The following is a 12085-nucleotide window of genomic DNA, read 5'->3' as shown; positions in this document are numbered from 1 at the left end:
CAGCAAGTTACTCAATCACAAGGAATTGCCTGAACCAGACAATCGACTAAGCCGAATGAAACGATTTGATTTAGCAATTTTAATCGATTTATAAAACCGCTTAGGATAGACACTGTTTTAGGGAATCTTTCATTCAAGACATTTAATCGAGGAGTCGACATGTCCGTATCCATCAACACCGAAATCAAGCCGTTTAAAGCCACCGCTTTCAAACAAGGCAAATTCGTAGACATCACCGAAGCCGACGTTAAAGGCAAGTGGTCTGTATTCTTCTTCTACCCTGCCGACTTCACTTTCGTATGCCCCACCGAACTGGGCGACGTGGCTGACCACTACGAAGAGCTGCAAAAGCTGGGCGTAGAAGTGTTCTCCGTGTCCACCGACACCCACTTCACCCACAAAGCCTGGCATGACAGCTCCGACACCATCGGCAAAATCAACTACTTCATGGTTGGCGACCAAACCGGCACCATCACCAACAACTTCGGCGTAATGCGTGAAGGCCAAGGCCTGGCTGACCGCGCCACCTTCGTTATCGACCCTGAAGGTGTGATCCAAGCTGTTGAAATCACTGCTGAAGGCATCGGCCGTGACGCTTCTGACCTGCTGCGCAAAATCAAAGCTGCCCAGTACGTTGCTGCTCACCCGGGCGAAGTTTGCCCTGCCAAATGGAAAGAAGGCGAAGCCACTCTGGCTCCTTCTCTGGACCTGGTCGGCAAGATCTAAGTCCCTTTTTGAAACCCGGCCCGCTGCGGTGCTTGCGCACCCGGTTGGCGGGCCGGGTTTTTTACGCCCAAAATTCCGTAATTTGCATAGGACACGCACATGTTAGACGTCAATTTGAAGAAGCAATTGGACACCTACCTGCAAAATATCAAGCAGCCGATCGAAGTCAGCGTGTCCGCCGATAGCAGCCCCAAAGGCCAAGAACTGAAAGAACTGGTTACCGAAATTGCCGAGCTGTCCAGCCAGATAGATCTGGTGGAAGCCGCCAATGCCCGTACCCCCAGCATGAGCGTTGCCCCCAAAGGCCAGGCACCTCGCGTGCACTTTGCCGGCATCCCCATGGGGCACGAATTCACTTCCCTGGTACTGGCCCTGTTGCAGGCCGGCGGTCACCCTTCCAAGGCAGACCCGGCCCTTCTTGAACAGATCAAGAACATCAAGGGCGAGTTCCATTTCGAGACCTACATCTCCCTGTCCTGCCATAACTGCCCGGACGTGGTGCAGGCTCTGAACCTGATGGCCAACCTCAACCCCAACATCACCCACGTGATGATTGACGGCGGCCTGTTCCAACAAGAAGTGGACGAGCGCCAAGTGATGGCCGTGCCGTCCGTTTATCTGAACGGTGAACACTTCGGCCAGGGCCGCATGACCCTCGAAGAAATTGTCGCCAAAATCGATACCGGCGCTGCCGAAGAAAAAGCCGCCGCCCTTAACGACAAAGACACCTACGACGTACTGGTTGTAGGGGGTGGCCCGGCTGGCGCCGCCGCCGCCATTTACGCGGCCCGCAAAGGCATTCGCACCGGCCTGGTGGCCGAGCGCTTCGGTGGCCAGGTGATGGACACCATGGGTATCGAGAACTTTATCTCCGTGCCTTACACCGAGGGCCCGAAACTGGCCGCCAGCCTCGAAGCCCACGTTAAGGAATACGGCGTTGACATCATCTCCGGCCAACGCGTTGCCAATGTCAGCCGCGATGGCGAGGTGCAAGTGGCCCTGGAAAGCGGCGCAACGCTGAAAAGCCGCAGCGTGGTGCTGGCTACCGGCGCCCGCTGGCGCTCCCTCGGCGTACCCGGCGAAGCCGAGTACAAAACCAAGGGCGTGGCTTACTGCCCGCACTGTGACGGCCCCTTCTTCAAAGGCAAGAAAGTGGCGGTGATTGGCGGCGGTAACTCCGGTATCGAAGCGGCCATCGACTTGGCCGGTATTGTCGAGCACGTCACCGTGCTGGAATTTGCCGACACCCTGCGCGCCGACGACGTGCTGGTGAAAAAGGCCAAGAGCCTCGATAACGTGGACATCATCACCAACGCCCAAACCACCGAGGTGCTGGGTGACGGCAGCAAGGTCAACGGCTTGGCTTACACCGACCGCGTCAGCGGCGAAGCCAAAAAGCTCGATTTGGCCGGTGTCTTCGTGCAAATCGGTCTGGTGCCCAACACCGAGTTTTTGAAAGAAAGCGAGATTGAGCTGACCCGTTTTGGCGAAGTGATCATCGACGCCAAAGGCGCCACCTCCCTGGCGGGTGTGTTTGCCGCCGGCGACGCCACCACCGTGCCCTATAAGCAGATCATCATCTCCATGGGCGCCGGTGCCACTGCGGCCCTGTCCGCCTTCGACTACCTCATTCGCAGCTAAGCTGCCGGTGAGTAAAAAGGCCGCCCTCAGGGCGGCCTTTTTTGTTTAACGCCCCATCTACCGGCTTTGATCTAGCGCAAAAGCCCCTGCAAAACGCCCTTTCTCGCCTAAAGTTCAAATTTAACAACCCGATAACCCATCTACACTGAGTAACGTTTTGCTCCTTGCTTGCACCTTGTTCCTGACGAGAGGCCAACATGACGCTGACCATAAAAGCCAGGCTGATCCTATTAGGTACCCTGCTCACCTTTGTGCCCACCGCGCTGGTGAGCATCGTATTGAGTTACGCGCTGATGGACGAAGCCGAAAACTCCCTGCGCCACCAGGCCGAGGGCAAGCTGGTGGCGGTGCGTAATGCCACCGCCAAGCACATCGAGAGTTACTTCGAGACCATCGAGCACCAGGCAGCCACCATGGCCGCCGAGCCCACCACCATTGACGCCATGAAGATGTTGGCAACGGCTTACAAAGCCTACCCCCAGACCTTGAGTGCCACAGAGCTGGCCGAAGACAAAACCGGCCTTGCTGGCTATTACCAAAGCCAGTTCGACAATAAATTCAAAAGCATGAACGGCGGCGCCAGCAGCAACCCCAGCACGCTGATGGCAGCGCTCTCGGAAAACGCCATTGCCCTGCAGCACGATTACATCAGCGCCAACAGCGCGCCGCTGGGAGAAAAAGACAGCCTGCTGCGCGCGCCGGCCGACAACAACTACAACCGCCTGCACGCCCGCTTTCACCCCAGTTTCAAGCAGTTCCAGCAGACCTTCGGCTTTTATGACGTGTTTTTGGTAGACGCTGCCAGCGGCGATGTGGTGTACACCGTCTTTAAGGAGCTGGATTTTGCCACCTCGCTAAAGGACGGCCCCTTTGCCAAGTCGGGCCTGGCCGAGGCCTACCGCATGGGCATGACCAGCAGCAGCGCCCAGTTCACCGACTTCGCCCCTTATGTACCGTCCTACAACGCGGCCGCCGCCTTTGTCTCGGCGCCGATAGTCGATGACGGCAAAAAGATTGGCGTGCTTATCTTCCAGATGCCGGTCGACCGCCTCAACGCGGTAATGACCCACGACCAGCAATGGCAAAGTAACGGCCTTGGCAGCAGCGGCGAGACTTACCTGGTCGGCCAGGATGGCACCATGCGCAGCGACAGCCGCGCCCTGCTGGAGAATAAAAGCGCCTTCCTCGATACCCTAAAAGCCGAGGGCCAGAGCCCAAGCCTGATTGACAGCATTGGCCGAAACGACAGCACTATGGGCCTTTTGAAGGTGGATAATCCGGCGGTGACCGCCGCCCTTGATGGCCAAACCGGCTTTACCACCACCCAAGGTGACAACCCGCAATTGCTGGCCTACCGGCCGCTAAAAATTGGCCAGCAGCGCTGGGCCCTTATTAGCGCGATGAGCCAGCAAGAAGCCTTTGCACCGGTGGCGCTACTTCGCCAGCACGCCATCACCAAAACCCTGGTCGCCTCCGCCGTGGCGCTGCTGGTGGGGGGCCTTTTGGGCTGGCTGGTGGCAAACCTTATCGTGCGCCCCATCCATACCCTGATTTACACCCTGGACAACCTGGCCAGTGGCGAGGGGGACCTCAGCCAGCGGCTCAATGTCAAAGGCAAGGACGAGCTGGCCCAACTGGCCGGCAAGGTGAACACCTTTATCGACAAGCTCGACACCACCTTTGCCGAACTGATTGGCTCGGTGATGCGCTTGGTGCCCATCTCCAGCGAGCAGGCCGACATCAACGGCTCGCTCTCCGATGCCATCGCGGTGCAAAAACGCGAGGCCGACTCGGTGGCCCTTTACCTTGAGCGCACCGACGAAGCCAGCAAGGTGGTAGACAGCGAGCTGGTGGCCATTACCGACGCCACCTTCCAGGGCAATAAAACCGTGGACGACAGCCACCGGGTGGTGGAGTCGGCCGCCGGTACCATGCACCAACTCTCCGGCAGCATGGCGGAGATGGTTTCGGCCATCGATCTCTTAAAAGGTGATACCGACCGCATCGCCAAGGTGATTGACGTTATCAACAGCATCTCCGAACAGACCAACTTGTTGGCCCTTAACGCCGCCATCGAGGCAGCCCGTGCCGGGGAAGCCGGCCGCGGCTTTGCGGTGGTGGCCGACGAAGTGCGCAATCTGGCGGCCAAGACTCGGGAGTCCACCGGTGAGGTAACCGACATGGTTCACACCATCCAAACCAGCACCATGAAGGTGGTGCGGCTGATGGAAGAAGGCAAACACAACCTGGACAATTCGTCCGAGCGGATGAGCGAGGCCACCGAGCAGCTGAGCTCGGTAACCCAGGCCATGGGCGCCATCAGCCAGCGGGTGGACAACATCAACGAGGCTATCCAGACCCAACAGGCGATTTTTGGCAAGGTGTCGGGGCATTACGACGAAATGAACGCCAGCTTTGCCCAGGCTCAGCAAACCTCCGAGCTGGCCAATACCCTGGGCCAGGACATCCGTAACCTGGGGGATAAACTCACCGGCCTTATTCAGCGCTTCAAGGTGACCGAGGCCAATTGGTCGACCAAACGGCGCAGTAAAACCCGGGTGGGCGAAGAGACCGAGCGGCAAATCAAAGACGAGCTGGCGCTGCGGCGCCGGGCCTGAAAAAAGCCGCCAACAGGCGGCTTTTTCTTTACCCCACCCAGCCGCGCTTATCGGCCAGCTTTGCCACCAGCAACTGGGCCAGGGTCAGCACCAGCACAAAAAGCGGCATGGCAAGGGAGCCGGTACCCAGCACCTTGAGGCTGTCAACCACCCCAAAGCTGTAAAACTGCTGCACCAACACCCCGGCCAGGGACACCAGATAACAGCCAAAAGCCTGGCGCCGCCCCAGCATCAGGGCGCCGGCCCCGGCCAGCCCCGCTACCACTGCCACGGCAAACGCCAGCACCGACCACCAGGGCTCGCTGGCATAAAGGGCCTGATGCTCCGGCGGCAAGCGGCCAAGCTCGGGCTTGGAAAGCGCATGCAGGGCAAAGGTGGCTACCCCCAGCAGGTTCCACATCACCATCACCCAGGCAAAAACGGTAAACCACAAGGGCTTGTTGTTGTTATCAATGGACATGTGCGTCTCCCAACGACAGGGCCGGTGCTTTGCACCGAGGCTCGAGATAACGCCATAATGCCAGCATTTCCCGGCGCCAATCCTTATCCAGATCATGAAGTTGTCACCTAAAGCGCGCTATCAGGCCCGGCTGGCAGAGCCTGGCTTTGTGGCCGACCCCAATCAGCAGCAGGCCATCGATGCCTTAGAAGCCCTCTACCAGGCCCTGCAACAGCCGGGCAATCCTCGCGGGCTTTACCTTTGGGGGGATGTGGGGCGCGGCAAAACCATGCTGATGGACTTGTTCTTTGCGGCGCTGCCCGAAGGCATGGCGGTGCGCCAGCACTTTCACCACTTTATGAAATGGCTGCACAAGGCCTTGAATGACCATGCTGGGCAGGCCGATCCGCTGGTGGCCATTGCCAACGAGCTGGGAAAAAGCTGCAAGGTATTGTGCTTTGACGAGTTTTTTGTGGCCGACATCGGCGATGCCATGCTGATCCAGCGGCTGTTCCAGGCCCTTTTTGCCAAAGGCCTGGTACTGGTGGCTACCTCCAACATCGCCATTGGCGGCCTCTTTCAACAAGCCTTGCAGCGCGAACGTTTCGCGCCAGGCATTGCCCTGCTGACCCGCCACTGCCAGGAGCTGCATCTCGATGGCGGCGACGATCACCGCCTTCGCCACTTGCGCCGGGTACAAACCTGCTTTGCGCCGGGGCAAGCCGACTTTGCCGCGTTATTTGCCGCTTTGGAGCCAGCTCCAGATAACCGCCGCCATATCCGTCTTTGCGGGCGCGAGCTTGGGGTGCGGGCCGCCGGCAGCCGCAGCGTCTGGATGGACTTTGCCACCCTTTGTGGTGGGCCGCGCTCGGCCTTGGATTACATCGACCTTGCCGGGCAGTTTCGCCAGGTGTTGGTCAGCCAGGTGCCGGTGCTTGGGGGTAAGGCCCATGAATGGATCAAAGCCCGTGGCACCGAAGATGGCGCCGAAGCCACCCAGACCGGTGAACGCCAGGTGTTCTACGCCGAGGGCGACGACCCGGCGCGGCGTTTTATCAGCCTGGTGGACGAACTTTACGACCGCCACGTCGCTCTTTATTTGGAAGTCCCTTTGCCGCTGGCCAATCTCTACCAGGGCGAAACCCTTAACTTCGAATTCCGCCGCACCTTGAGCCGCCTGACCGAGATGCAGTCTGCCGAGTACCTAGACAATGGCCTGGGTTAGCCCCGGCCCCTGGTCCAGCAGCTTTTTCAGCACCCCCAGCGCCTCGGCCAACTGGGCATGGCCCGCCGGTTGGCTGATGCTAAGGCGCACCCCTTGGGGCACCGCAAAACGCCCCACCGCGTAGTCTTCACCGGTGCGCACCTTCACCCCCTGCTCCAGGGCGGCTCTGGCAAAATCAGCGGCCCGCCAGGGTTCGGGCAACATCAGCCAGCAGTTAAAGCTGCTGGGGTCCCCTTGCAGTAAATCTTCGCCGAGAATGCTGTCGGCTAGGCGCCGCCGGGCCCGCATTTCCTCGCCAAGCCAGGCTTCCAGGCGCTGCATCTGGCCGTCGGCCAGCCAGCGGCTGACCAGCTCCAATTGCAAGGGCGAGACGGTCCACACCGAGGCGCGCAGGCAAAACAGCAGCCGCTGGTAGAGGGCGCTGTCGAACAGCATGAATCCCACTCGCATTGACCCGCTGTAACGCTTTGAAAAGCTTGAGACAAACACCGTGATATCCGGCGCCAGGGTGAAAAAGGCAGGGGGCTTGATGGCAGGGTCCACAAACTGCACGTCGTCTTCGATGATGCGCACATCAAACTGGCGGCAAAGGGCCAGGATGCGCTGGCGCCGCGCCAGCGGCAGAGTGGCGCAGCTGGGGTTTTGCAGGTTGGCGGTCAGGTACAGCACCCGTGGCCGGTACTGGCGGCAGGCCGCTTCCAGAGCGTCGGGCAGCAGGCCCTGCTCGTCCATGGCCAGGCCTACGGCTTTGAGGCCCTGGCGCTCGCAGGCCATGCGGATCCCGGGAAAGGACATGCCTTCGGCCAGCACCGTATCGCCGCTTTGGCACAAGGCCTCCAGCGCCAGGCTCAGGCCATGCTGGCCGCCACAAGTCAGCAACAGCTGCTGGTCGGTAACCGGCAAGGACATGGCCGCCAGCCAATCGATAAAACGCTGGCGCTGGTGGGCAAGGCCGTTTTCCTGAGGGTATGGCAGGCACTGATACAGGCAGTTGGCGTCAGCGGCCAGGGCCTGCAGCGCCTCGCTCATCATCTGCCCTTGTGGCCCAAGCGGCGCCATGGCGCCGTCCATGGCCAGGGGGCCGCCCATGGGCACCACCGGCATCGGCCGCTCATTCCCCCGCACATAGGTGCCGCTGCCCACCCGCGCCTCCAACTGGCCGCGGCGGCGCCCTTCGTCATAGGCCCGAGTGACGGTGCCTACCGTTACCCCCAGTTTGTCGGCCAATTGCCGCTGTGGCGGCAGCCGGGCACCGGCTTCCAGCTCGCCACGGGCAATGGCGGCGGCAATGGCATCGGCCAGCATCAGGTACTTGGGCCCGCTAAAGGGGCTAAGGTCGGGAGTCCAGATTGTCACCATAACAATAAAATTGTTGCCATACAAAATAACGCAATTGCATCATTCTGACAGAGCCAACCCCACTATGCCAGTCAGGAGTTCCCATGTGGTGCCACCAGGGTGATGTGCTGCTCAGCGACGACAACGCCATGATGCAGCTGGACGTGATCCACGGTTTTCTTAGCCAGAGCTATTGGGCGGCGGGGATCAGCCGCGCCCAGGTCGGTAAAGCCCTGGCCGGCTCCTACTGCTTCGGGCTATTTAAGGGCAACCAGCAAATCGCCTTTGGCCGCCTGATAACCGACAAGGCCACCTTTGCCTACCTGGCCGATGTGTTTGTGCTGCCCGAATACCGGGGCTTGGGCCTGGCCAAATGGATGCTGAGTGAAGTCTTTGCCCAGCCCTGGGCTCAGGCATTACGGCGCATCTTACTGGCCACCCGCGACGCCCACCCGCTGTACCGGCAACTGGGCTTTACTGCCCCCGCCGCGCCCCAAAACCTGATGGAGGTGCACCGCCCCGGTATCTACCAACATTGCACCCATACAATTGAGGAATCCTTGTGAGCCACGACCTGATCGCCACTTTTGGGGCAGCCCTGCTCTTTACCCTGGCCGCCACCGGCACCCCGGGCCCCAACAACATGTTGCTGACCGCCAGCGGCGCCCAGTTTGGGCTCTGGCGCAGCCTGCCGTTCTGGCTCGGGATCCGCATCGGCACCACGGTGATGCTGCTGGGGGTAGCTGCCGGCCTTGGCGATCTGCTGGCCCGCTACCCCAAGGTGCACCTGGCCTTGCAAGTGCTGGCCGCCTGTTACCTTTTGTATCTGGCCTGGAAGATAAGCCAAAGCCAGCTCAGTAACGCCCGCGAGCAGCAAAAGCCGCTGGGAGTTGCAGGCGCGGCGGTGTTTCAATTCATCAACCCCAAGATCTGGGCCACCAGCCTGGCGTCGGTGAGCGCTTTTAGCCTGCCCGGTGACAGCTACTGGCCGTCCATCCTGTTATTGATCCTGGCCTGGAACCTCACCGGCTCGGCCATGAACCTGATGTGGATAGTGTTTGGGGTCGGCATCAAGCAGCTGCTGCACAGCGCTCGGCGCCAGCGCTGGTTTGCCCGCACCATGGGCGGCCTGACCGCCGCCACGGTGTTATTGATCTTCTGGTAAGCAGCCTGGTCAGTGGCTGGCGGCGTCCTTCATCAGCAAGGTGTAAAAGCGGGTGGCGGCCGCCATGTTAGCCACCGTTATCCGCTCATTGATGCCGTGGAACATGCCAAGCTCGTCCTTTTTAAGAACCATGGGGTTAAAGCGATAGGCGTTCTGGACGGCGCTGTCGTAATAGCTGCTGTCGGTGGCGCCTACCGTCAATCCCGGCGTTACCACCACGTCGCCATAGACTTCGCGGCTGGCCTTGGCCAGGGCCAGGAAGCCGGGGCCTTGGCTGTCGGAGACACTGGAGGCATTGCGCCCATCCCGCACCGCGATGCTGACCCTGTTGTCGTCGATGGTCTTTTGCACGTAACGTAGCACCGAGTCGACGTTGTCCCTGGGGTGCAGCCTGAAGTTGATCACCGCCTCGGCAGTTACCGGCAGCACGTTGGATTTAACGCTGCCAGAGAGCATGGTTGGGGCCGTGGTGGTACGCAGGGTGGCGTTGGTGGTGGCACTTTTGGAGAGCTCTGCATTGAGCAAAGCGCCGAACAGCCAGCGGTTGGCAAACAACAGCCGTTTATCAAACGGCATGTAGCGGGCCAGGTTGTCGAACATCTCGGCGCTAAGGCCGTCCAGGCCCCCCGGTACCGGCGCGTTTTGCAGCCGCACCAGGGCCTGGGCCAAAATGCCCACCGCCGTCTGATGAGGCGGCATGGAGCTGTGGCCGCCCTGGCCATGGGCGGTGACATCGATGGTGAGATAGCCCTTCTCGGCCACGTTGATGCTGGCCACCGGCAGCGCTACCCCTGGCACGACCCCGTCTAGCACAAAAGAGCCTTCATCCAGCGACCAGAGCGGCTCGATGTGCCGGGCCTTGAGCATGGCGGCAATGGCTTTGGCGCCCTGCTCGGAGCCCACTTCTTCGTCGAAATTAAGGGCCACCATCAGGGTGCGCCGGGGCGAAAAGCCAGCGTTAACCAGGCCGCTTAAGCTCTCCATCAGCGCCACTGCCGCGCTTTTATCGTCCAGGGCGCCCCGGCCCCAGATGTATCCGTCTTTAATAAGGCCGCTAAAAGGCGGCTGTTGCCAGAGCCCGGCGGTGCTTTGCTGGACCGGCACCACGTCGTAGTGCGCCGACAGCAAGATGGGGGCAAGGCTTGGGTCAGATCCCGGCCAGGTAAAGAGCCGGCCGTAGTGGTTGATGGCCTCGACCTTCAGATTGGCGTGCACCTTGGGGTAGGTAGCAGCCAGCCAGGCCAGAAAGCCCTCGAAAGGGGCGCGGTCAATCTGGGCCGGGTCGTCATACGAAACGGTGGCAAAAGCGATGGCCTCACTCAGGTGGCCGGCAATACGCTGCGAGTCCACCGCCAACTCGGCTTTGGCCAGATGCGGCTGGGGCTTGGGCGTAAATAGAAGGGTCCGTACCACCACTACCGCCGCCAATACCAACAGCGCCAGGGACGCCACCGCCAGGGGTTTTCGAAATGTCATGCCTTGACCTCTCAAGCAAAAGGCCCCGTGGGGCCGGTTGCCTGTAGCTGTATCGCAAAGCCAAAGGCGCTGCCTCCGACTTTGCAAATCGCCATCAAAAAGCTCAGGCCGGGGTCAGGGCCAGTTGCCGGCGGTACTCCCTTGGGGTTTGGTCGAAGCGTTTTTTAAAGTGGGCAAAGAAGGTGGAGTTGGAGTTGAAACCGGCCTGGAAGCCGATGTCGGTTACCGACAAATGGGCCATGGCCGGGTCGGCCAGCAGCCGCAGCGCTTCGTCCAGGCGGTAGCGGTTGATGAAGTCGTAAAAGCTCTGCTCGGCATAGCCGTTGATGGTTTCGGACAGGTGATGCACCGGTACCTTGAGCCGCGTGGCCAGCTCCGAGATTTTAAGGCCGTGCTCCAGATAGGGGCTGTCGCTGCTCATCAGCCCTTGCAGCCGCACCCAAAGGGCTTTGGCGTCGGCTCGGGTAAGGCTGCTGGTCTGGTATTTGCTGCTGTGAAGGGGCGGCGCCGGCTCGGCCGCCACTGCCGGTGAGGGCGCGGCGTAGGCTTCCCCCTGCTCGGCCAAAACCCGCTGGCGAAAGCCGTAGCGGGCAATCATCAGCGACCAGACAATGGGCCCCCAGGCCTGGAGATTGCCGCCGTTAAGGGGCAGCAGCCAGCCCAGCCAATGGGCCACTTCCAGCACCACCGCAAAGAGGGTCAGGCCGATAAAGCCGAAGATCATGTTGCGAAGCCAGGCAAGGTTGATGCCGTCGATATCCGAGTAACAGGCGCGGATCTGCGCTTCATAAGGCTTGAGCAGGCCAAGGGACAGCGCCCCGTAACCCAGCAGCGACACCCAAGTAGCGGCGCGGTGTACAAAGCGGCTTTGATTGAGCAGATCGCAAGGCTCGGCGCCAACGCAGCCGAGGCTCAGCCAGTCGCCGGGTTTAAGGGGTAGCTGCCATTGCCATAACAGGGCCAGCAATGCCGCCGGCAGCAGGTGCCAAAGCTGGCTGGGGTGCCAGCGAAAATCGCTTTGGGTTTGGCTGCAGGTATAGAGGTAGAGCAAGGGGCCGAGGGCCATCTGCAATGAGGTGACGGTGAGCGCCAGGTTGGTGTAGTAGAGGCTTTCACGTTGCCAAACGTGAGCCAGGGCCAGCACCGCCGTCAACACCAACAAAGCCCCCAGGTAATTGCGGGCCGGTTTGCTGGTTTTGGCGCTGCACCACATGAAAAATCCCAGCCCTGCCCCCAGGCAAAGACCGAGCAAAATGATAAGGCTGTTGAGCTGCAAGGTAACGGGTTGATCCAGTAGCGCTTTCATCTGTGCTTCCTTTGGCGCTTTTTTCCCTACCTTACAAAATCCGCCGCCTGTGGGGGAGGCCCAGAGTGTTAGCGACTTAACAGTTCCGGCGCCAAATCATGACGAAATGACCGACAAAGACTCCTAAAAAAGCCATTTTGTGCTGATTTGC

General features: G+C 60.4%; 10 protein-coding genes. 6 read left to right on the top strand and 4 right to left on the bottom strand.

The features are described from left to right. Window positions 1-159 precede the first annotated feature (159 nt). The 3 genes from ahpC to AC22G1_RS02675 all read left to right on the top strand — a co-directional run bounded on the left by ahpC (window position 160) and on the right by AC22G1_RS02675 (window position 4985). The gene (gene ahpC, locus AC22G1_RS02685; RefSeq protein WP_050660804.1) at window positions 160-726 is read left to right on the top strand and encodes an alkyl hydroperoxide reductase subunit C; all 567 of its coding nucleotides are present in this window, start codon (window positions 160-162) and stop codon (window positions 724-726) included. 99 nt (window positions 727-825) lie between these two features. Further along, window positions 826-2367: an alkyl hydroperoxide reductase subunit F gene (gene ahpF, locus AC22G1_RS02680; protein ID WP_487315405.1), complete on the top strand. Its 1542-nt coding sequence runs from the start codon at window positions 826-828 to the stop codon at window positions 2365-2367. A gap of 197 nt (window positions 2368-2564) precedes the next feature. After that, window positions 2565-4985, top strand: coding sequence for a methyl-accepting chemotaxis protein (locus tag AC22G1_RS02675; RefSeq protein WP_487315404.1), 2421 nt, complete (start codon window positions 2565-2567; stop codon window positions 4983-4985). Window positions 4986-5013: 28 nt separating this feature from the next. On the opposite strand, the gene AC22G1_RS02670 is transcribed toward AC22G1_RS02675, so the two are convergent. Then, window positions 5014-5445 (bottom strand): hypothetical protein, encoded by a 432-nt coding sequence (locus tag AC22G1_RS02670; RefSeq protein WP_487315403.1) that lies wholly within the window; start codon window positions 5443-5445, stop codon window positions 5014-5016. Window positions 5446-5539: 94 nt separating this feature from the next. Here AC22G1_RS02670 and zapE point away from each other — a divergent pair, with 94 nt between their 5' ends. Then, window positions 5540-6649 (top strand): cell division protein ZapE, encoded by a 1110-nt coding sequence (zapE, locus tag AC22G1_RS02665; protein WP_487315402.1) that lies wholly within the window; start codon window positions 5540-5542, stop codon window positions 6647-6649. Here the strand turns inward: zapE and AC22G1_RS02660 are convergent. Further along, window positions 6629-8008 carry an aminotransferase-like domain-containing protein gene (locus AC22G1_RS02660; protein WP_487315401.1) on the bottom strand — a complete coding sequence of 460 codons (1380 nt, stop codon included), beginning with the start codon at window positions 8006-8008 and terminating at the stop codon, window positions 6629-6631. The two genes, zapE and AC22G1_RS02660, sit on opposite strands and share 21 nt — an antisense overlap. Window positions 8009-8091: 83 nt before the next feature. Here AC22G1_RS02660 and AC22G1_RS02655 point away from each other — a divergent pair, with 83 nt between their 5' ends. Together AC22G1_RS02655 and AC22G1_RS02650 are read left to right on the top strand one after the other, a co-directional pair. Beyond that, entirely contained in the window at window positions 8092-8553 is a 462-nt protein-coding gene (locus AC22G1_RS02655) for a GNAT family N-acetyltransferase (RefSeq protein WP_487315400.1), read from the top strand. Further along, window positions 8550-9152 (top strand): LysE family translocator, encoded by a 603-nt coding sequence (locus AC22G1_RS02650; RefSeq protein WP_487315399.1) that lies wholly within the window; start codon window positions 8550-8552, stop codon window positions 9150-9152. The genes AC22G1_RS02655 and AC22G1_RS02650 overlap by 4 nt, the downstream gene beginning before the upstream one ends. Before the next feature lie 9 nt (window positions 9153-9161). On the opposite strand, the gene AC22G1_RS02645 is transcribed toward AC22G1_RS02650, so the two are convergent. Both AC22G1_RS02645 and AC22G1_RS02640 read right to left on the bottom strand, forming a co-directional pair. Beyond that, window positions 9162-10628, bottom strand: coding sequence for a M20 family peptidase (locus AC22G1_RS02645; RefSeq protein ID WP_487315398.1), 1467 nt, complete (start codon window positions 10626-10628; stop codon window positions 9162-9164). A gap of 103 nt (window positions 10629-10731) precedes the next feature. Continuing rightward, window positions 10732-11934 (bottom strand): AraC family transcriptional regulator, encoded by a 1203-nt coding sequence (locus tag AC22G1_RS02640; protein WP_487315397.1) that lies wholly within the window; start codon window positions 11932-11934, stop codon window positions 10732-10734. Between the last annotated feature and the right edge of the window lie 151 nt (window positions 11935-12085).

The organism is Gallaecimonas zhanjiangensis, assembly GCF_057624825.1.
Note: the sequence above shows the minus strand (reverse complement) of the source record. Positions and strands in the feature narration are given on the sequence as shown.